The sequence below is a fragment of the Pseudomonas sp. LBUM1669 genome (genome assembly GCF_059695705.1).
Genome location: NZ_CP166784.1, coordinates 4,071,539 through 4,092,690 on the forward strand (window position 1 = coordinate 4,071,539; position 21,152 = coordinate 4,092,690).

Consider the following 21,152-nt stretch of genomic DNA (forward strand, 5'->3'; position numbering starts at 1 on the left):
ACTTGCGAAAGGAATTGAGCCCGTCATGATTCTGCCTTGGCTAATCCTGATCCCCTTCATCGGCGGCCTGCTGTGCTGGATGGGTGAGCGCTTCGGCGCTACCCTCCCCCGCTGGATTGCGCTGTTGACCATGACCCTGGAACTCGCGCTCGGCCTCTGGCTGTGGGCCCACGGTAATTATTCATTTGCTCCGGCGCCTGGCGCCGATCCGACCTGGGCGCTTGAGTTCAAGCACATCTGGATCGAGCGCTTCGGCATCAGCGTGCACCTGGCCCTCGATGGCCTGTCGCTGCTGATGATCCTGCTGACCGGTCTGCTGGGTATCCTCTCGGTACTCTGCTCGTGGAAAGAGATCCAGCGTCACGTTGGCTTCTTCCACTTGAACCTGATGTGGATCCTGGGCGGTGTCGTCGGCGTGTTCCTCGCCCTCGACCTGTTCATGTTCTTCTTCTTCTGGGAAATGATGCTGGTGCCGATGTACTTCCTCATCGCGCTCTGGGGTCACAGTTCTTCGGACGGCAAGAAGACCCGGATCTACGCGGCGACCAAGTTCTTCATCTTCACTCAGGCGTCCGGCCTGATCATGCTGGTGGCGATCCTGGGTCTGGTGCTGGTCAACTTCAACAGCACCGGCGTGATCACGTTCAACTACGCCGACCTGCTGAAAACCAAGATGTCGCTCACGACCGAGTACATCCTGATGCTTGGCTTCTTCATCGCCTTCGCGGTGAAGCTGCCTGTCGTACCGTTCCACTCCTGGTTGCCTGACGCTCACGCCCAGGCGCCAACAGCGGGTTCGGTCGACCTGGCCGGTATCCTGTTGAAGACGGCGGCTTACGGTCTGCTGCGCTTCGCCCTGCCGCTGTTCCCGAATGCCTCGGCCGAGTTTGCGCCGATCGCCATGACCCTGGGTCTGATCGGGATCTTCTACGGTGCGTTCCTGGCCTTCGCGCAAACCGACATCAAGCGTCTGATCGCCTACTCCTCCGTTTCCCACATGGGCTTCGTGTTGATCGGCATCTACTCCGGCAGCCAACTGGCGCTGCAGGGCGCGGTGATGCAGATGCTGGCGCACGGTGTGTCGGCCGCTGCACTCTTTATCCTGAGTGGTCAGTTGTACGAACGCACACACACCCGTGACATGCGTCAGATGGGCGGCTTGTGGTCGAAGATCGCTTACCTGCCAGCCATCAGCCTGTTCTTCGCCGCCGCGTCTCTGGGCTTGCCGGGCACCGGTAACTTCGTCGGTGAGTTCCTAATCCTGCTCGGCACCTTCGCCGCAGCACCATGGATCACCGCGATTGCTACATCCGGCCTGGTGTTCGGTTCGGTCTACTCGCTGATCATGATCCACCGTGCCTACTTCGGCCCGTCCAAGTCGGACGCGGTGTTACACGGCATGGATGCTCGCGAACTGATCATGGTGGTCGGTCTGGCGGTACTGCTGATTTACCTCGGCGTCTACCCGCAACCGTTCCTCGACACTTCTGCCGCGACGATGCATGGCGTGCAGCAGTGGCTCGGTACCGCCTTCACTCAACTCGCTTCGGCCCGGTAAGAGCGCTATGGAATTCACGACTCAACACTTTATCGCGCTTGCGCCGTTGTTGATCACCAGCGCCACGATCATCGTGGTGATGCTGGCGATTGCCTGGCGCCGCAACCACTCACAGACCTTCCTGATTTCCGTGGCGGGTTTGAACCTGGCGTTGCTGTCGATCCTGCCAGCCTTGAAAGTCGCGCCTCTGGCCGTGACCCCACTGCTGCAAATCGATAGCTTCGCTTGCCTGTACATGGCGCTGATCCTGGTCGCCACTCTCGCTTGTGTAACCCTCGCCCACGCCTACCTCGGCGATGGCGGCACGGGTTACCCGGGCAACCGCGAAGAACTGTATCTGCTGATCCTGATGGCCGCCGCCGGTGGCCTGGTTCTGGTCAGCGCGCAACACCTGGCCGGGTTGTTCATCGGTCTGGAACTGTTGTCGGTGCCGGTCTACGGCCTGGTGGCTTACGCCTTCTTCAACAAGCGTTCGCTGGAAGCCGGCATCAAGTACATGGTGCTGTCGGCCGCCGGTTCCGCGTTTCTGTTGTTCGGTATGGCCCTGCTGTACGCCGACTCCGGCAGCCTGAGCTTCGTCGGTATCGGCCAGGCCCTCGCGGCCACCGGCCTGCCAAGCTCGCTGGCGCAACTGGGCCTGGGCATGATGCTAATCGGTCTGGCGTTCAAGCTGTCGCTGGTACCGTTCCACTTGTGGACCCCAGACGTTTACGAAGGGGCTCCAGCGCCGGTCGCTGCGTTCCTTGCTACGGCTTCGAAAGTCGCCGTGTTTGCCGTGATGGTGCGTCTGTTCCAGATCTCGCCAGCGGCAAGCAGCGGAGTCCTGAGTGACGTGCTGACCATCATCGCCATCGCGTCGATCCTGTTCGGTAACCTGCTGGCGCTGACCCAGAGCAACCTCAAGCGTCTGCTGGGTTACTCGTCCATCGCGCACTTCGGTTACCTGCTGATCGCCCTGGTGGCGAGCAAGGGTCTGGCCGTTGAAGCTATTGGCGTGTACCTGGTCACCTACGTCATCACCAGCCTCGGCGCGTTCGGCGTGATCACACTGATGTCCTCGCCGTACAAAGGCCGTGACGCCGACGCCCTGTACGAATACCGCGGCCTGTTCTGGCGCCGTCCGTACCTGACCGCCGTACTGACCGTGATGATGCTGTCCCTGGCCGGTATTCCGCTGACTGCGGGCTTCATCGGCAAGTTCTACATCATCGCTACCGGTGTCGAATCGCACCAATGGTGGCTGGTCGGTTCCCTGGTACTGGGCAGCGCCATCGGCGTCTTCTACTACCTGCGCGTGATGGTCACCCTGTACCTGATCGAGCCGAACCTGCGTCGCCACGATGCGCAGTTGCACTGGGAACAAAAGGCAGGCGGCGTGATGCTGCTGGCCATCGCGCTGGTGGCATTCTTCCTCGGCGTCTACCCACAACCGCTGCTGACTCTGGTTCAGCAGGCAGGTCTGGCGGGCTGATCGCTCGGCGATATCTGGCTTTAAACAAAAACGGCACCTTCGGGTGCCGTTTTTGCGTTTATGGGATCGTGATTTTCAAGCATCGATTTATGCACCGCCTCCCAGGTCAGTCCCACTGCCAGGTATCCCCTCTCTTTTATCGAATGCTCTCACCGCACGGGTCGACTTGTCCTACAGGTGTTTTTACAACCGGGGTCTACCGTTGAAAACGGGAACGAAAAGGATGGCTTTGATGCCTTGACCGATTCGATTATCGAGACAACACTATACGTAGGTAACGTACAGAACATGGATGCTCTTTTTATCGAATTACGTATGTTTCAGAAACATCGAGACAATTTCCTGGATGACGATCTGTTTCGCAGCTTTCAGCTGGAGTTGTTGAGGAATCCGGAAGCGGGCGATCTCATTGAGGGCACCGGTGGGCTGCGCAAAATCCGCTTCTGCGACCAACGCCGAGGCAAGGGCAAGCGCAGCGGATTACGGGTGATTTACTACTGGTGGTCAGGCTTCGATCAATTCTGGCTGTTCACCGTGTATGACAAAAACGAGCAAGACGACCTGTCGCCCTCCCAGAAAAAAATTTTCAGGCAAGCGCTAGAAAGAGAAATCAACACGAGATCCCACTATGAAACGTGACATTTTTTCCGAACTGATGGATGGCCTCGAGGCCCTGGCGGATGAGCGCCAAGGCAAAATCACTTTACGAACCCACAAGGTTCAGTTGCCAAAACTGGTGCCCATCACTGCAGAGGAAGTGGTAGCCATCCGCCAACAGCTCAATCTCTCCCGGTCTGTGTTCGCCATGTATCTTCGCACCAACACTCGAACCCTCGAGAACTGGGAACAGGGACGGGCAACACCTAATGCCCAAGCCACGACACTGATCCGTCTGGTTGAACGCTTTCCGCAGACGATCGATCAGCTCGCAGCCCTGACCTGAATGCTTAGGGCTGTTACTCCACCCACATTACGAAATTGTAATTCCCGCATCACCTTGGCGTTATCCGCAGCTTGCAACGATGTCACCCGGCGACCATGCCGGCGGGCCTTCTCCGCCGAACAATAAAACCCACGCCGAAGCACGTTCCCGTTCTGCCGAACCCAAGGAGTGATTAATGGTTAACAATACAAAAATGTCGATCGCCGCTTTAGCGGTGGTGGTCGGCTCCGGGCCGTCCATGGTGATGGCGGATGATAAATCCGAAGGGTTTATCGAGGGCAGCAACCTGACGGTGCTCAACCGTAACTTCTACTTCAACCGTGATTACCGCAACGGCCAGTCCAGCCCCACCGGCAATGGTTATTCGGAAGCCTGGGCCCATGCGGTGATCAGCAAGTTCGAGTCCGGGTTTACCCAAGGCACCGTCGGCGTCGGTGTCGATGCGTTTGCGATGATCGGCTTGAAGCTCGACACCGGTGACGGGCGCAACGGTGGCCGCAGTTCGTTTGATGTGCTGCCAGTCAACAGTGATAGCGAGGCGCGGGACGAGTACACCAAGGTGGGTGGCGCCGCCAAAGTGCGAGCCTTCGATACAGTGGTCAAGGTCGGTGACGTGTTCCCGGCCAACCCGGTGGTGGCGGCAGGTGACTCGCGATTGCTGCCGGAGAGCTTTCGCGGTGTAACGGCAGTCAACACCAGCATCGACGGTCTGTCGGTTCAGGGCGGCCGGTTGCATGCGATGAGCCAGCCCGTGTCCAGCGACATGCGCGAGAACTTCGCCACGTTTTATGCCGGCCCGGTTAATTCGCCATGGATCGCTTACGGCGGCGGCGACTATGTACTGAACAAGAACCTCAGTTTCAGCTTGTACTCCAGCCGCCTCAAGGATGCCTGGAATCAGTACTACACCGGCACTGCCTGGACCTATCCGCTCTCGGATGACCTGTCGCTGTTTGGTGGCCTGAACTATTACAAGGCTGTCGACGAAGGCAAACAACTGCTCGGCAAGTTCGACAACAACATCTGGAGCGGCCGGGTCGGCGTGAAACTCGGCGCGCACTCCGTTGCTCTTTCGCACCAGCGCAACAACGGCAACGACGACTTCGATTACCTGCGTCAATCCGACTCGATCTTCCTCGACAACTCCATCCAGTACAGCGACTTCAACTCGCCCAAGGAGCGTTCGTGGATGGTCCGATACGACCTCGACATGACCACTTACGGTGTGCCGGGGCTGTCGTTCATGACTCGTTACGCCCGAGGCACTGACGCCGATTACTCCAACGCCAACGCCGTGTACATGCGCCGCGATGCTGACGGTAATCCACTGACCGACCAGAAGCGCTGGGAGCGTGATGTCGAAGTCAAATACGTGGTGCAGAGTGGTTCGATGAAAGACCTGGCGCTACGTTTGCGCCAGGCCACGACTCGCGCCACGGCGTTTGAATCGGATCTGGATGAAGTGCGGGTGATTGTCGAGTACCCGTTGGCGATTCTCTGATCAAACGGTTGATACACATTCACCTTTAGAAGCTCCTTGCTCCTTTGGTAAGAGGTGAATCTTTGGCGTCCTTCGGGACGCCTTTTTTATGTGCGCCTGAATAAAACCCGTAGGTGCAGCCGAAGGTTCGGCAGCACCTGCAGGGAATCCGGTCCTGGCCATCAGGGAGGTGTCAGCCGCCGCGATTGCGGCAATCCCCCGCCACGCTGTATTTGATGGTGTTGAGTTGGCCCTTGGAGTCTTCGTAGGTCATGGCGGTGGGGACTACGGCGCAGACAGCTGGCGGGCGCACAACGCTCACCACTTTCACCACGTCCAGCTTCATTCCGTATTCGTAGTTCTGGACCAACGGCGCCGGTTTGCCCTGGCTGGCCGCGTACTGCTCCATGGCTTTGGTATTGGCACTCAGCGCCCGCTCGAACGTCCGGTCACCACCACCCTCGGCAAACACATTCAGGGACATCGCCAGCACGCCGGCGAACGTCATTAACTTAAGTCCTTTCATATCCATTTCCTTCCAATTCTGGCTCATAAAAAAGCCCGGCATCGGGACTCGATGACGGGCTTGTTCAAGTGCAATGCGCTTACAAGTCTGTGGTGTTGCCGTCTTTCTTTTCATTGACGACGATCGGGTCGCGAGCCTGTTCCTTGGCGACGAACAGCTCTACGGAGCGGTCATTGGCAGTCATCATTCGTTCGAAAGTCCGATCGCCGCCACCTTCGGCCAAGGCCAGGGAAGACATCGCCAACGCTGCTGTAAAAACACTGATTTGTGCGAATTTCATGTTTGATCCTCGTTTGGTAACTGACGGAATCAAGGTAACAAGCCGAACCTTTCGTGACGGTGGCGCACAAATTACATATCCGTTATGTGGGGTAGGCAGGTCAGTCCTGAGAAAGAACTGTGGCGAGGGAGCTTGCTCCCGCTGGGGCGCGAAGCGGCCCCCGCTCTTCATCTGAAAAGCGGGGCCTGCTGCGCAGTCCAGCGGGAGCAAGCTCCCTCGCCACAGGGTTTGTGTTCACCATTAGGCGGGGATCGTGTCCTCATCGCGGCGATGGGCGAGCTGGTACAGCGCCGGCAAGATCAGCAGCGTGAGGATGGTCGAGGACAGGATCCCGCCGATCACCACCGTCGCCAACGGTCGCTGCACTTCCGCACCAGTACCGGTCGCCAGCGCCATCGGAATAAAGCCCAGAGACGCCACCAGCGCCGTCATCAACACCGGGCGCAGACGTGTCAGCGCGCCTACGTTGATCGCATCAGACAGTGAACGCCCCTCCTCCCGCAGGTTGCGGATGAACGCAATCATCACCAGCCCGTTGAGCACCGCTACCCCCGACAACGCGATGAAGCCCACGCCTGCCGAGATCGACAGTGGAATGTCCCGCAGCCACAACGCCATGACGCCGCCGGTCAACGCAAACGGAATCCCGGTGAACACCAGCAAGCCGTCCTTGAGGTTGTTGAACATCATGAACAGCAACCCAAACACCAGAAGCAACGCCACCGGCACCACGATCTGCAGGCGCTTGGCCGCCGATTGCAGTTGTTCGAACTGCCCGCCCCAATGGGTCCAGTAACCCGCAGGCACCTGCACCTCTCGCTCGATCACCTCGCCCGCCTCTTCGACGAACGAACCGATATCTCGCCCGCGCACGTTGGCGCTGACGATCACCAGGCGCTTGCCGTTTTCGCGGCTAACCTGATTCGGCCCCAGCACCAGATCAAGGTTGGCGACTTCTTTCAAGGCAATAAAACCAATCTGATCAGCCGCGCCATTGAGCGGTGCCGGTACAGGAATCAACAGCGCCGACAGACCTTCGATGTCCTTGCGCATGGCATCGGACAACCGCACTACCATGTCGAAACGCCGGTCGCCCTCATACAACGTGCCGGCCTGACGCCCACCCACCGCGACGGCAATGGTGTCCTGCACATCGCCGACGTTGAGCCCGTAACGGGCCGCCTTGTCGCGGTCGATGTTGATGGTCAGCACCGGCAGGCCGGTGGTTTGTTCGACTTTGACCTCAGAAGCGCCATTGACCTTCTGCATGGCGGCAGCAATCTTCGCCGCTGTGGCGTTGAGCACGTCCATGTCATCGCCGAACACCTTGACCGCGACGTCGCTGCGCACGCCGGAGATCAGCTCGTTGAAGCGCAACTGAATCGGCTGCGACAGTTCGTAGTTGCTACCCGGCAACGTCGCGGCGGCCTGTTGCAGTTCCGCCATCAGGGTTTCCCGGGACTTGCCCGGGTCCGGCCATTGCTCTTTTGGCTTGAGCATCACGTAGCTGTCGGAGATGTTCGGCGGCATCGGGTCGGAGGCGATTTCCGCGGTGCCGGTGCGGGCGAATACGCGCTCGACTTCCGGCACTTTGCCGAGGATCAGGGTTTCCAGGCGCTGCTGCATGTCCACCGATTGCGTGAGGCTGGTGCCCGGCACGCGCAAGGCTTGCAGGGCAAAATCGCCCTCGCTGAGACTCGGCACGAACTCGCTGCCCATGCGGCTGGTCAGCACGCCGCTGAGCACAATCACGCCCAACGCCGCACCCACCGCCAATGCCCGATGGCTCATCACCCACGCCAGCGCCGGCGCATACACCCGGCGCGCACCGCGCATCACCATGCCCTCTTCTTCCTTGACCTTGCCGGTGACGAACAACGCAATCGCGGCAGGAACAAAGGTCACCGACAGCAGCATGGCGCCGAGCAACGCAATCACCACAGTGAACGCCATCGGGTGGAACATTTTTCCTTCGACGCCGCTCAGGGCAAAGATCGGCAGGTACACGACCATGATGATCAACTGGCCGAAAATCAGCGGTCGCCGAGCCTCTTTGGCCGCCGCAAACACTTCATGGAAACGCTCGGAACGGGTCAGCAAGCGCCCGTGATGCTGCTGCGCATGGGCCAGGCGGCGCAGGGTGTTTTCGACAATCACCACCGCGCCGTCGACGATAATGCCGAAGTCGAGTGCGCCCAGGCTCATCAGGTTGGCGCTGACCTTGTTGCTGTACATGCCGGTGAAGGTGAACAGCATCGACAGCGGAATCACCATCGCGGTAATCAATGCCGCGCGGATGTTGCCGAGGAACAGGAACAGAATCGCGATCACCAGAATCGCGCCTTCGATCAGGTTCTTTTTCACCGTGGCAATGGCTTTGTCCACCAGGTGCGTGCGGTCGTACACCGGCACCGCGATCACGCCCTTGGGCAGCGAACGGTTGATCTGTTCCAGCTTGCTGGCGACGGCCTGCGACACCGTGCGGCTGTTTTCGCCGATCAGCATGAACACCGTGCCGAGCACCACTTCACGGCCGTTTTCCGTGGCCGCGCCGCTGCGCAGTTCGCGGCCGATGTCCACGGTGGCAACGTTCTTCACCCGGATCGGCGTGCCATCGACGTTGGCCATGACGATGTTGGCGATGTCCTCGGTGTTCGCCACTTGCCCCGGCGCGCGAATCAGCAACTGCTCGCCGCTGCGCTCGATGTACCCCGCGCCGACGTTGGCGTTGTTGCGCTCCAGCGCCGTGATCAGGTCAGTGAGGGTCAACTTGTAGGCTGCCAACCGTTTCGGATCGGGGGCGATCTGGTATTCCTTGGCAAAGCCGCCGATGGTGTTGATCTCGGCCACACCAGGGACGTTGCGCAGTTGCGGCTTGATGATCCAGTCCTGAATCACCCGCAAATCCGTCGGCGTGTAGGCGCTACCGTCGTCCTTGAGCGCGCCGTCCTTGGCTTCCACGGTCCACAGGAAAATCTCGCCGAGGCCGGTGGAAATCGGCCCCATCACCGCTTCGGTACCCTCGGGCAATTGCTCCTTGGCGATCTGTAACCGCTCGTTGACCAATTGCCGGGCGAAGAACAGGTCGGTGCCGTCCTTGAAAATCACCGTGACCTGCGACAGCCCCGAACGCGACAGCGAACGGGTCTGCTCCAGCGCCGGCAGACCGGCCATGGCGGTTTCAATCGGGAAGGTGATGCGTTGTTCGGTTTCCAGCGGCGAGAACCCGGCGGCGCCGGTGTTGATTTGCACCTGGACGTTGGTGATGTCGGGCACGGCGTCGATCGGCAGTTTTTGATAACTGGCGATCCCTAGGCCGGCCATGAGCAGAACGGCGAGCAGCACGATGATGCGCTGCTCAATGGCAAACTGGATCAGGCGTTCAAACATGAGAACCTTCTCGTCGAGGGGGCGAATCGATGGGCGTCTTTATTGGGAGTCTTCAACGAGCTTCTTCAATGAGAGTGCTCGGCCGAGCCCTTGCCCAGTTCCGATTTGAGAACGAAGCTGCCGGCCGCAGCGACTTGCGCACCGGCCTCCAGCCCCTGCGTGACTTCCACCAGGCCCGATGCACGACTGCCCAGCTCCACGGCCCGCGCCTGGAAACCGTCGTCGGTGCGCATGAACACCGTGGGGTTATCCTCGACGGTCTGGATCGCAGCTTCCGGCACCGCCACTTTGGCCTGACGGCTGTCGGTGGCGACCCGTGCGGTGACGAACAATCCTGGACGCCACGAACCTTGAGGGTTTTCCAAGGTGACGCGCACGGTGGCGGTGCGGGTTTGTTCGCCGAGTAAACTGCCGACGTAAGCCACCGTGCCGGCGACTTGCGCATTGAGTTCCGGGGCGCTGACGGTGACTGCTTTGCCGACTTGCACCTTGTTCAGATCCTTGGGCGAAACGCCGAAGGTCACCCACACTCGCGACAAGTCCGAGAGCGTAAACGCCGCCGTGGTTTCGTCGACTACCTCCCCTGGGGTCAGGTGCTTTTCCACCACCATGCCGTCGAACGGCGCGCGCAATTCATAACGATTGCCGCCGGTGGCAACCACGCTGCCACTGAGCACGCTGATTTTTTGCCGGGCGTTGCTCACGGCGATTTCGGCCTCTTCCAGCGCCTGGCGCGCCTGCAACACATCCTGCTCGGCGGAAATCTTGTCCTGCCACAACTGCTTCTCGCGTTCGTAGGTGGTGCGCGCCAAGGCCAGGCGCCGTTGCGCCGCAGCCTGTTCGCTGCGCTGATCGGAGATCTGCTGACTGGCGATTACCGCCAGCAACTGGCCCTTCTTCACCCACTGCCCGAGATTGACCGACACCGACTCGACCACCCCTGGCACCCGCGGTACGACGTGGGCGGTGCGGTCTTCATCGAAGCGCACTTCGCCGGGGAACGACAAACCGAGGCTGATGCTTTGCGCCCGCGCTTCGGCCAGTTGAATGCCCGCCGCCGCGATCTGCTCGGCACTCAACGTCAGATGCCCCTCTTCGCCTTCGGCATGTTCGCCGTCGGCTGCAGCGCCTTCTTCGGCGTGGTCCGCATGCTCCGCCGCTTCATCGGCGTGGGCATCGATGGACGCGTTGCCCGCCCACATCGAGCCCATACCAAGGCCCAGCGCCAACGTCGCCACTGCGACAACGATCAGTTTTTTATCCATGGAAACTCCTCTGCGCCATGTCATCGCGCAGTGATCTGAAAGGTGAAATTCAAGGGCTGACGGCGAGTGCGCCGAGGTCGCCGAAAATGCGTTCGATGCGCACCCGCGCGTCCGTCGCCTCGGCAACAGCCTGGATGTATTGGGTGCGGGCGCTGATCAGGGTGCGCTGGGCGTCGAGCACGTCGAGGAAATCGAACTTGCCCATTTCGAAGCCGCGCGTGGCGCTGTCCACTGCACTTTGTGCGGCGGGCAGGATGGTCTGGTTGAACGCCTGGACTTCGCCGTTGGCGGTCTGCCATTGCTCAAGGGCGGTCTGGATTTCGGTGCGCAAGCGCAGCTCGGTGACGTTGCGCAGATCCCGCGCCTGATCGGTACGGCGCGCCGCCGCCAGCACGTTGCCCTGATTGCGGTTGAACAGAGGAATCGGCATCGACAGCCCGACCACGTTGACCCGCTCGCGCTCCAGTTCGCTGTACTGACTGCCAATGCTGACGGTCAGGTCGGGAATCCGTTGCGCCTTTTCCAGCCCCAACGACGCCTCGCGTTGATCAATCTGCAACGTGGCCAGTCGCAGCTCGGCGGTCTCGTTCAGGCGCTCCAGCAAGCGGTTCGGCGGCGGCACGGCGGGCATGCTTTGCGTGGCCGTCTGCACGGTGGTCGAAGTCGGTAACGGTGCGCCCATGACCTGCGCCAGTTGCTGATAGGCGTTGGCCTGATCGCGCTCGGCGCGGCTCAGTTCCAGTCGTACTTCGGAGCGCTGCACTTGCGCCCTAGTGCCTTCGACCGGCGACGACTTGCCCGCCTCGATCCGCCCCGACGCCACGCGCACACCGTGCTCGGCCAGTTGCAGCGACTGACGAGACAACTGCAAGCGTTGCTGCGCAGTCTGGGCACTGGTGAACGCCTGAATCACATCGGCGCGCAAGGCATTGCGCTTGCGCTCCAGCTCGATCCCGGCGGCGTCCTGGGCGCGGCTGGCGACATCGATCCGCGCGCCGCGCTTGCCGCCCAGTTCAATCGGCTGGCTGACCATCACGGTGGTGGTGCGCGAATCGCGGCGGGTGTCCTCGGCTTCCCAGGACACTTCGGGGTTGGGAATCAGACCGGCCTGCTGGCGGTCACCTTCGGCGATGCCGATTTCCCATTGTGCCGCTGCCAGATCCGGGTTGCCGGCAAATGCGTTTTGCAGGGCCTGATCGAGGCTCAGGGTCGATGCATTCGCAACAGGCGCGCCGGCCAGCAACAAACCGCCGCTGACCATGACCACCCTCGTCGTTTTTTTCAGGCGTGACCGCGCCGTCAGCTCTCTTAAACCGGGCAATGGAGTACTTCCTTTAATCAAGAATCTTCGATGCCGTCACGGTAGGGTTTTGAACTTATCGACAAGGTGACTGAAACATTACAAATCCGTTATCCACGGTTGCACCAAGTTGTTTTGCTCTAGCATGCAAAGTGCAAACAGCTAAGTAGCAATACATAGAAACAAATGATGCACCGTCATCCGCCGAACAGTACTTGCTTCAATTCAGCTCTCATGAGGCAGATGGACTTTTGTTCCCGTCCGCTGCGACAGGCTGTCGCAGACCCCTGTTTTAAAGCCTCAACAGCAAGTTATCGGTTGACTCTGTAGTCACTACAGCCTTTACCTTGCACGCCTGCAAACGGAGAAAACGCTGTAGGGAAATAGTTGTTCGTTATTCAAACCCGTCCGGAAGCCCTTAAAAAAATAACAACTTTCCCGGCCACCTTAATTAAATATCCATTCAATGAAAGTGGTGATTGATCATGCGAATCCTTGTCGTCGAGGACGAGCTTAAAGCTGCCGAATACTTACAACAGGGACTGACGGAAAGTGGTTATATCGTTGACCACGCCGCCAATGGCGCCGATGGATTGCATCTGGCGCAACAACAGGTTTATGACCTGATCATTCTGGATGTGAATCTGCCGGAACTGGACGGCTGGGGCGTGCTGGAACAACTGCGGCGCACTCACACCACGCGAGTGATGATGCTCACCGCGCGCGGTCGTCTGGCGGACAAGATTCGTGGCCTCGATCTGGGCGCCGACGATTATCTGCTCAAGCCGTTCGAGTTTCCGGAATTGCTGGCACGGGTGCGCACTTTGATGCGCCGCAGCGAGTACATCCCGGTGCCGCAGGTACTGAAAGTCGCCGACCTGGAACTCGACCCTGGCCGTCATCGTGCGTTTCGTGGCGAACAGCGTATCGACCTGACCACCAAGGAGTTCGCGCTGCTGCATCTGTTGATGCGCCAGTCGGGCGAAGTGCTGACCCGCACCCAGATCATTTCGCTGGTGTGGGACATGAACTTCGACTGCGACACCAACGTGGTCGAAGTGTCGATCAGGCGTTTGCGGGCGAAGATTGATGACCCATTCGACAACAAGTTGATCCACACCCTGCGCGGTGTCGGCTACGTGCTGGAGTCGCGGGAATGAAGCCAGCCAGCCTGTCGATGCGGCTGGGGCTGACGGTCAGTATTCTCGGCGCACTGCTGGTGGTGTTCCTGGCAATCCTGGCGTATTTCGCCCTGACCCACGAGCTGAACGCGTTATCCAGGGGCAGTCTGGAAAAGAAGATGGAGCAGGTTGAACACAGCCTGTCGCTGTACACCGACACCGGCGAAATCCGCACGAAACCGCACATCTTGCTTGATCAGGTCATGGGGCATGACAACCTCACGCTAACGATTTACGACCACAGCAACCTGCGCACACCACTGCTCAAATCCGGCACCGGCATGGCCGATCCGCGACTTGAATTGAAGGCGGTGCGGGCAATCAGCAACGAGTTGGCCTACGCAACGAGCACTGACGCCGAGGGGGCGAAATTCCTCACGGCGTCCAGGCTGATCAGCCTCAAGGACGGCACCCGCGTCCCGGTGCTGTTGTCGATGGACAACGCCAACGATGAGGCCTTGCTCAGCGCCTACCTGCGCTCGACCCTGATTGCCTTACCGTTGTTGCTGATCTTTATCGGACTGACTGCCTGGGGCGCTGTCCAGCGCGGTCTGGCGCCGATGCGCGAATTTCGCAAAGTGGCGGCGATGGTCTCGACCCAGGATCTGGATCATCGGCTGTCGGTGGTGAACATGCCCCAGGAGCTGAGCGAACTGGCGCAGGGCATCAACTTCATGCTGCACCGTCTCGACGCCGGTGTGCAGCAGCTGTCGCAGTTCTCTGATGATTTGGCGCATGAGCTGCGTACGCCGATCAGCAATTTGATGGGCAAGGCGCAGGTGACGTTGTCCCGCGAACGCAGCGTGGATGAGTACAAGGACGTGCTGGTTTGCTGCACTGAAGAGCTGGAGCGCGTGGCGCGGATTGTCTCGGACATGCTGTTTCTGGCACAGGCCAGTCACCCGTCAGCGCTCGCGCCGTTCGAGTCGGTTGCCCTGGAAGAAGAAGCCTGGAAAGTCGCCGAGATGTTTTCCCTGTCGGCGCAGGACAAGCAGGTCCAGCTGAACGTGGTCGGCGGTGCGCGGGTGATGGGTGACCGGTTGATGATTCAACGGGCGATCTCGAATTTGCTGTCCAATGCGCTGCGCCACTGCCCGGTCGGGAAAACCGTGACGTTGCTGATTGAGCGCGGCGCGACCCAGGCTTCGTTGCTGGTCAGCAACCCTGGCGCGGGGATTGAGGCACAGCATCTGCCGCACCTGTTTGATCGGTTCTACCGGGTCGACAGAAGCCGCTCGCGTTCACAAGGCAGCACCGGGCTGGGGTTGGCGATTGTGCGGTCGATCATGAGCCTGCATCAGGGGGTGGCCGAGGTGAAGAGCTTGCCGGGTGCGATGACGGTGTTTCGGTTGGGATTTCCTGCGGTTGAGGGGGTGGCGCGTTGAGCCGGTCACACAGGCTGTGAACATCGCAGCTCATTGTGGGAGTGAGCCTGCTCGCGATGACGGACTATCAGGCACCAACAAAAACGGCACCTTACGGTGCCGTTCTGCATCACTCGATCCAGCTGTTTACTTCCGCGCATCCGCCCACGATTTCAGCAGTTCGTTGTAGCTCACGGTCTCACCCTTAGGCTTCTCGTTCGCCAGTTTCGGCTTCGGTGCACCCGGCTGATCGAACCAGTACTGAGCATCGCGCTCGGGGTTCATTTTCGGTGCGCAGGTGGCTTGCGCCTTCGAGCGTTCCAGACGAGTCATGATCGCGTCCTGATCCTTGGCCAGGCCATCCAGCGCCTGTTGCGGAGTCTTCTCGCCGCTGGCCGCTTCCGCAATGTGGCTCCACCACAGTTGAGCCAACCGTGGATAGTCCGGCACGTTGGTCCCGGTCGGGGTCCATTGCACGCGGGCCGGGCTGCGATAGAACTCCACCAGGCCACCGAGTTTCGGTGCCAGGTCGGTCATGGCTTGCGAGTTGATGTCCGACTCACGAATCGGCGTCAGGCCGACGATGGTTTTCTTCAGCGACACGGTTTTCGACGTCACGAATTGCGCATAGAGCCAGGCTGCCAGTTTCTGCTTTTCAGGCGTGGACTTCATGAACGTCCAGGAACCCACGTCCTGATAACCCAGCTTCATGCCCTCCTCCCAGTACGGTCCGCGTGGTGATGGCGCCATGCGCCATTTCGGCGTGCCGTCGGCGTTCATCACCGGCAGGCCCGGCTTGGTCATGTCGGCGGTGAACGCGGTGTACCAGAAGATCTGCTGGGCGATGTTGCCCTGGGATGGCACCGGGCCGGATTCGGAGAAGGTCATGCCCGCCGCTTCCGGTGGCGCGTATTTCTTCATCCAGTCGACGTATTTGGTGGTGGCAAACACTGCCGCCGGGCCGTTGGTGTCGCCGCCGCGGGTTACGCTGGAGCCGACCGGATGGCAGTCCTCGACGCGGATACCCCACTCGTCCACCGGCAAACCGTTGGGGATGCCTTTGTCGCCGGCACCGGCCATGGAGAACCAGGCGTCAGTGAAGCGCCAGCCGAGGGACGGGTCTTTCTTGCCGTAGTCCATGTGTCCGTAGACACGCTTGCCGTCGATCTCCTTGACGTCTTCGCTGAAGAACTTGGCGATGTCTTCATAGGCCGACCAGTTCACCGGCACGCCCAATTCGTAGCCGTACTTTTCCTTGAACTTGGCTTTGAGCTCTGGCCGTTCGAACCAGTCGGCACGGAACCAGTACAGGTTGGCGAACTGCTGGTCGGGCAATTGGTAGATCTTGCCGTCCGGCGCGGTGGTGAACGAGATGCCGATGAAGTCTTTGATATCGAGGGTCGGCGAGGTGAAGTTCTTGCCTTCGTTGGCCATCAGGTCGGTGATCGATTCGGTCTTGCCGTAGCGAAAGTGCGTCCCGATCAAATCGGAATCGTTGACCCAGCCGTCATAGATGCTCTTGTCCGACTGCATCACCGTCTGCAGCTTCTCAACCACATCGCCTTCCTGCAGCAGATCGTGGGTCAGCTTGATTCCGGTGATCTCGGTAAAGGCTTTGGCCAGCACTTTGGATTCATATTCGTGGGTCGCGATGGTTTCCGAGACCACCTTGATGTTCATCCCGCGAAACGGCTCGGCCGCCTTGATGAACCACTTCAGCTCTTCCAGTTGTTGATCGGCCGTCAGGGTGGACGGCTTGAACTCGCTGCCAATCCATTTCTTCGCGGCGTCTTCATAGGCATCGGCCCAGGCCGAAGCGCTCAGACCGCTGAGTGCCAGCATGGCTGCCAATGAAATGCTATGTCGCAGCTTATTGTTTTTGTCGAACATAGAGACCTCCTGTTTGGTTTTCGGAGCAACATTGCCGATCGATTTCGACTAGCCCCAACGCATCACAGCCAACAGCCACACCAGGGACAACGCGAACGCAACCCAGATGCTCCAGTCGGTGACGCCGATTACCAGCAAATGCAGGTAGGCGCTGCCGAGAAGACCGATAAACAGCCGATCGCCACGGGTGGTGGCAATCGGCAAGAAACCACGCCGAGGGACACTCGGCGAACGTAATTCCCAGGTCGTCATGCCCGCCAGAATCAGGCCAATGACTATGAAGAACGCCGCAGTGGGGACCGTCCAGCTCATCCATTCCATCATCAGCTCCTCAGACCCGGCCCAGGGCAAAGCCCTTGGCCACATGGTTGCGAACAAACCAAATCACCAGCAAACCCGGCAGAATGGTCAACACCCCCGCCGCCGCCAGCACGCCCCAGTCGATGCCCGACGCCGAGACCGTGCGGGTCATCACCGCCGCAATCGGTTTGGCGTTCACCGATGTCAGCGTCCGAGCCAGTAGCAGTTCGACCCAGGAAAACATGAAGCAGAAGAACGCCGTGACACCGATCCCGGAGCCGATGAGCGGGACAAAAATCTTCACGAAGAACTTGGGGAAACTGTAGCCGTCAATGTAGGCGGTCTCGTCGATTTCTTTCGGAACGCCGGACATGAAGCCTTCCAGAATCCACACCGCCAACGGCACGTTGAACAGGCAATGCGCCAACGCCACGGCGATGTGCGTGTCGAACAGACCAATCGAGGAATACAGCTGGAAGAACGGCAACAGGAACACCGCCGGGGGCGCCATGCGGTTGGTCAGCAGCCAGAAAAACAGGTGCTTGTCACCGAGAAAGCGGTAGCGCGAGAACGCGTAAGCCGCCGGCAACGCCACGCTCAAGGAAATGATCGTGTTCAGGCTCACGTAGTACAGCGAGTTGAGGTAACCGTTGTACCAACTCGGATCGGTGAAGATCACCTTGTAGTTGGCAAAGGTGAAATCCTGTGGAAACAGCGTCAGACCGCCGAGGATTTCGGTGTTGCTCTTGAAGGACATGTTCAGCAGCCAGTAGATCGGCACCAGCAGGAACAGAATGTAGATCAGCAGCGGAATAAGCTTTCTCTTGCTCATGGCGGACCTCAGCGGTTGGCGTCAGAGTGAGTCATGGCGGTGTAGAACAGCCAGGACACCAACAGGATGATCAGGAAGTACACCAGCGAGAAAGCCGCCGCCGGACCGAGGTCGAATTGCCCTACGGCCATCTGGGTCAGGGTCTGACTCAGGAACGTCGTGGCATTGCCCGGCCCGCCGCCCGTGAGCACGAACGGTTCGGTGTAAATCATGAAACTGTCCATGAACCGCAGCATCACGGCGATCAGCAGCACGCTCTTGAGCTTGGGTAACTGGATGTGCCGGAACACCGCCCAGGACGATGCTCGATCGATCCGCGCAGCCTGGTAGTAAACGTCCGGGATCGCTCGCAACCCGGAGAAACACAACAGCGCCACCAACGACGTCCAGTGCCAGACGTCCATCACCAGCACGGTGACCCAGGCGTCCATGGTGTTCGCCGCATAGTTGTAGCTGATGCCCATGGCGTTGAGGCTCGACCCGAGCAGACCGATATCGGCCCGACCGAAGATCTGCCAGATGGTGCCGACCACGTTCCACGGGATCAGCAACGGAATCGCCAGAATGATCAGCACCAGCGACGACCAGCGGCCCTTGGTCGGCATGGTCAGGGCGATGGCGATGCCCAGCGGAATCTCGATCAGCAGCACACACCCCGAGTAGATGAATTGCCGCAACAGCGAGTCGTGCAACCGTGGGTCAAGCAACACTTGCTTGTACCAGTCGGCGCCGACGAAGTAGCGGCTGGACTGATCAAAAATGTCCTGCACCGAGTAATTGACCACGGTCATCATCGGGATCACCGCACTGAACGCCACCAGCAAAAACACCGGCAACACCAGCCACCAGGCCTTGTTGTTCTGCACCTTATTCATGGCTATACCTCCAGCAGGTAGTCGTCGGCATAGACCATCAACCACTGGCCCGGGAAGCTGATGTACGCGGTGCCCTCAGGCACCGGTTTGTCTTCGGTCAGTCGCACTTTCAGCGGCGTACCGTCGAGGTTCAGGGTCATGATCTTGTAGGTACCGAGGTCTTCGACGTGTACGACTTGTGCCTGCATCGCCTCATCAAACGGCTCGTCCCACACATGCACGAACTCCGGACGGATGCCGACTTTCAGAGTCTTCCACTCGGACTCGGCGATGCGTTGTTGTTGCGCCTCTGACAGCGGCAGATGCGTCGAAGCGAACCCCACACCACCGGGTTGCGGCGTGACCTCGATCAGGTTCATACCCGGACTGCCGATGAAATAGCCGACAAAAGTGTGGCTCGGCCGCTCGAACAATTCGCGCGGGGTGCCAAATTGCACGATCTGGCCGCCATACATCACCGCGATCTTGTCGGCGAAGGTCGAGGCTTCAAGCTGATCGTGGGTGACGTAGACCATGGTGATGTTGAACTGCTCGTGGATCTGCTTGAGCTTGCGCCGCAGCTTCCACTTCAGGTGCGGATCGATCACCGTCAGCGGTTCATCGAAGAGGATCGCCGAGACGTCGTCGCGCACCAGTCCACGGCCCATGGAGACTTTCTGTTTTTCGTCGGCGGTGAGGTTGCGCGCCTTTTTGCTCAGCAGCGCCTGGAGGTCGAGGACTTCGGCAATTTCCTGCACCTTGCTGTGAACTTTCGCCTCGGCCATGCCCTGATTGCGCAGGGGGAAGGCCAGGTTGTCGAACACCGTCATGGTGTCGTAGACCACCGGAAACTGGAAAACCTGGGCGATGTTGCGCTTCTCCGGGGTCAGGTCGTTGACCACTTTGCTGTCGAACAGGACCTGACCCTGAGATGGGCTGAGCAACCCGGAAATGATGTTGAGCAACGTCGACTTGCCGCAGCCCGAAGGCCCGAGCAAGGCGTAAGCACCGCCCTGCTCCCAGACGTGATCCATCTCGCGGATCGCATAATCCTCGGGACCGGTGGGCGTGCTGGTGTAGCTGTGCGCGAGGTGCTGCAATCGGATTTCGGCCATCAGGCAACCCTCGCGATGCGGCGTCCGGGCGCCTGGACCAGCCGCCCCTGCGCATCGAACACAAACAGTTTATGAGTCGGGATATAGATGCGGATTGGCGCATCGACGTCGTATTCGTGGACGCCGGGCAAGTGCAGCACCAGCAGGAAATGCTCGTTGCGCACGTGCAGGAAGGTTTCCGAACCGCTGATCTCGGCCACCTCGACGGTCACCGCGAGTTCGAGGTCATCGTCATTGCTCGGCACCAGTGAGATATGGCTCGGGCGCACGCCGAAGCGGAACTCACCCTCGCCGACCGGGCGCAAATCCACGTTCAACGGAAAGTGCACGAAATTGGCGAAGCTCACTTCGTTGCCGGCAATACGACCCGGCATCAGGTTGATCGGCGGCTCGGAGAACAGCTCCGCCGCCAGTACCGTTTGCGGTTGGTGATAGACCTCGGAGGATTTGCCGCTCTGGATCACCCGGCCTTCGTGAAGAATGGTGGTGGTGCCGCCCAGGGCCAGCGCTTCGTTGGGTTCGGTGGTGGCGTAAATGGCGATGGTGTGTCGGGCCTTGAACAGCTCGCGCATTTCCTGGCGCAGTTCTTCGCGCAACTTGTAGTCGAGGTTGACCAGCGGCTCGTCGAACAGGATCAACTCGGCATCCTTGACCAACGCGCGGGCCATCGCGGTGCGCTGTTGCTGGCCGCCGGAAAGCTCCAGTGGATAGCGCTGGAGGAATTTCTCGATGCGCAGCATCTTGGCGGTTTCAAGTACTTTGCTCTGGATCAGCTCGTTGGAGACGCCACCTTGGCGCAACGGCGAGGCGATGTTCTCGAACACCGTCATGGTCGGGTAATTGATGAACTGCTGATACACCATCGATACGTTGCGCAAACGCACCGGACGCTGCGTGACGTCGACGCCGTTCATCAGGATGCGGCCGCTGTCGGGCTTGTCCAGGCCCGCCATCAAGCGCATGAGACTGGTTTTGCCGGACAGCGTGCGCCCGAGCAAAACGTTGAAGGATCCGGGTTCAAAACTAAGGCACGCATCGTCGATCCAGGTCTGGCCCTCGACGGTGCGGCTGACGTGCTCCAGGGTTAATGACATGGCTCGGCCTTTTTTATTTTTGGAGTCAAGCGACCCAGGCTGTAGAGCGAGTTTCATGCCAGAAACTGCAAGCTATTGATCTGCTTTGAAATTATTGAAAAAGTTGTGAAAACCACTTTCGTTGCTGAACAGAAATGAACAACCACGACTGAACAATTGAACAATCCAGCCGTTGACAATGAACAATAGTGAACAACACTCTACGGACTGTTCACGGTCCCTGTAGGAGCCGGCTTGCTGGCGATGGCGATTACGATGACGCCATCGCCAGCAAGCCGGCTCCTACAAAGTCGTGGTGTGCCAGAACCA

The 21,152-nt window shown here is 59.6% G+C and carries 18 protein-coding genes; 7 read left to right on the forward strand and 11 right to left on the reverse strand.

The window, feature by feature from the left end:
- Nucleotides 1-25: 25 nt before the first annotated feature.
- The 5 genes from nuoM (at nt 26) to ACA051_RS19055 (ending at nt 5,473) form a co-directional block, all read left to right on the forward strand.
- A complete protein-coding gene (nuoM, locus tag ACA051_RS19035; protein ID WP_497371410.1) occupies nt 26-1,558 on the forward strand; it encodes an NADH-quinone oxidoreductase subunit M in 1,533 nt (510 codons plus the stop codon).
- A 7-nt stretch (nt 1,559-1,565) separates the two neighbouring features.
- The gene (nuoN, locus tag ACA051_RS19040) at nt 1,566-3,029 is read left to right on the forward strand and encodes an NADH-quinone oxidoreductase subunit NuoN (RefSeq protein WP_497303900.1); all 1,464 of its coding nucleotides are present in this window, start codon (nt 1,566-1,568) and stop codon (nt 3,027-3,029) included.
- A gap of 288 nt (nt 3,030-3,317) precedes the next feature.
- The gene (locus ACA051_RS19045) at nt 3,318-3,668 is read left to right on the forward strand and encodes a toxin (protein ID WP_497371412.1); all 351 of its coding nucleotides are present in this window, start codon (nt 3,318-3,320) and stop codon (nt 3,666-3,668) included.
- Complete coding sequence (locus ACA051_RS19050) at nt 3,658-3,972, forward strand: helix-turn-helix domain-containing protein (RefSeq protein ID WP_497303902.1); 315 nt, start codon at nt 3,658-3,660, stop codon at nt 3,970-3,972. Before ACA051_RS19045 ends, ACA051_RS19050 begins: the two co-directional genes overlap by 11 nt.
- 175 nt (nt 3,973-4,147) lie before the next feature.
- Nucleotides 4,148-5,473: an OprD family porin gene (locus ACA051_RS19055; protein ID WP_497371414.1), complete on the forward strand. Its 1,326-nt coding sequence runs from the start codon at nt 4,148-4,150 to the stop codon at nt 5,471-5,473.
- 172 nt (nt 5,474-5,645) lie between these two features.
- On the opposite strand, the gene ACA051_RS19060 is transcribed toward ACA051_RS19055, so the two are convergent.
- The 5 genes from ACA051_RS19060 to ACA051_RS19080 all read right to left on the reverse strand — a co-directional run bounded on the left by ACA051_RS19060 (nt 5,646) and on the right by ACA051_RS19080 (nt 12,234).
- Nucleotides 5,646-5,978 (reverse strand): DUF2790 domain-containing protein, encoded by a 333-nt coding sequence (locus tag ACA051_RS19060; protein ID WP_497371416.1) that lies wholly within the window; start codon nt 5,976-5,978, stop codon nt 5,646-5,648.
- A gap of 79 nt (nt 5,979-6,057) precedes the next feature.
- Nucleotides 6,058-6,258 carry a co-regulatory protein PtrA N-terminal domain-containing protein gene (locus tag ACA051_RS19065; RefSeq protein ID WP_497303907.1) on the reverse strand — a complete coding sequence of 67 codons (201 nt, stop codon included), beginning with the start codon at nt 6,256-6,258 and terminating at the stop codon, nt 6,058-6,060.
- A 240-nt stretch (nt 6,259-6,498) separates the two neighbouring features.
- Complete coding sequence (locus ACA051_RS19070) at nt 6,499-9,648, reverse strand: CusA/CzcA family heavy metal efflux RND transporter (RefSeq protein WP_497371418.1); 3,150 nt, start codon at nt 9,646-9,648, stop codon at nt 6,499-6,501.
- Nucleotides 9,649-9,713: 65 nt separating this feature from the next.
- Nucleotides 9,714-10,913: an efflux RND transporter periplasmic adaptor subunit gene (locus tag ACA051_RS19075; RefSeq protein ID WP_497371420.1), complete on the reverse strand. Its 1,200-nt coding sequence runs from the start codon at nt 10,911-10,913 to the stop codon at nt 9,714-9,716.
- Nucleotides 10,914-10,962: 49 nt separating this feature from the next.
- Nucleotides 10,963-12,234 (reverse strand): TolC family protein, encoded by a 1,272-nt coding sequence (locus ACA051_RS19080; protein WP_497371422.1) that lies wholly within the window; start codon nt 12,232-12,234, stop codon nt 10,963-10,965.
- Nucleotides 12,235-12,698: 464 nt separating this feature from the next.
- On the opposite strand from ACA051_RS19080, the gene ACA051_RS19085 reads away from it, so the two are divergent.
- Both ACA051_RS19085 and ACA051_RS19090 read left to right on the forward strand, forming a co-directional pair.
- A complete protein-coding gene (locus tag ACA051_RS19085) occupies nt 12,699-13,373 on the forward strand; it encodes a heavy metal response regulator transcription factor (RefSeq protein ID WP_497303914.1) in 675 nt (224 codons plus the stop codon).
- Nucleotides 13,370-14,779 (forward strand): heavy metal sensor histidine kinase, encoded by a 1,410-nt coding sequence (locus ACA051_RS19090; protein WP_497371424.1) that lies wholly within the window; start codon nt 13,370-13,372, stop codon nt 14,777-14,779. Before ACA051_RS19085 ends, ACA051_RS19090 begins: the two co-directional genes overlap by 4 nt.
- Before the next feature lie 126 nt (nt 14,780-14,905).
- Here ACA051_RS19090 and ACA051_RS19095 read toward each other — a convergent pair whose 3' ends face one another.
- Genes ACA051_RS19095 through ACA051_RS19120 form a run of 6 tightly spaced genes read right to left on the reverse strand, consistent with a single transcriptional unit; the run spans nt 14,906 to nt 20,843 of the window.
- Nucleotides 14,906-16,648: an ABC transporter substrate-binding protein gene (locus ACA051_RS19095; RefSeq protein WP_497303917.1), complete on the reverse strand. Its 1,743-nt coding sequence runs from the start codon at nt 16,646-16,648 to the stop codon at nt 14,906-14,908.
- A gap of 48 nt (nt 16,649-16,696) precedes the next feature.
- Entirely contained in the window at nt 16,697-16,969 is a 273-nt protein-coding gene (locus tag ACA051_RS19100; protein WP_497299300.1) for a DUF2160 domain-containing protein, read from the reverse strand.
- Nucleotides 16,970-16,979: 10 nt separating this feature from the next.
- A complete protein-coding gene (locus ACA051_RS19105) occupies nt 16,980-17,780 on the reverse strand; it encodes a carbohydrate ABC transporter permease (RefSeq protein WP_497303918.1) in 801 nt (266 codons plus the stop codon).
- A gap of 8 nt (nt 17,781-17,788) precedes the next feature.
- The gene (locus ACA051_RS19110) at nt 17,789-18,655 is read right to left on the reverse strand and encodes a carbohydrate ABC transporter permease (protein ID WP_497303920.1); all 867 of its coding nucleotides are present in this window, start codon (nt 18,653-18,655) and stop codon (nt 17,789-17,791) included.
- Between the two features lie 2 nt (nt 18,656-18,657).
- On the reverse strand, nt 18,658-19,749 hold the full coding sequence (locus ACA051_RS19115; protein WP_497371426.1) for an ABC transporter ATP-binding protein: 1,092 nt from the start codon (nt 19,747-19,749) through the stop codon (nt 18,658-18,660).
- Nucleotides 19,749-20,843 carry an ABC transporter ATP-binding protein gene (locus ACA051_RS19120; RefSeq protein ID WP_497294767.1) on the reverse strand — a complete coding sequence of 365 codons (1,095 nt, stop codon included), beginning with the start codon at nt 20,841-20,843 and terminating at the stop codon, nt 19,749-19,751. Before ACA051_RS19120 ends, ACA051_RS19115 begins: the two co-directional genes overlap by 1 nt.
- Nucleotides 20,844-21,152: the final 309 nt, after the last annotated feature.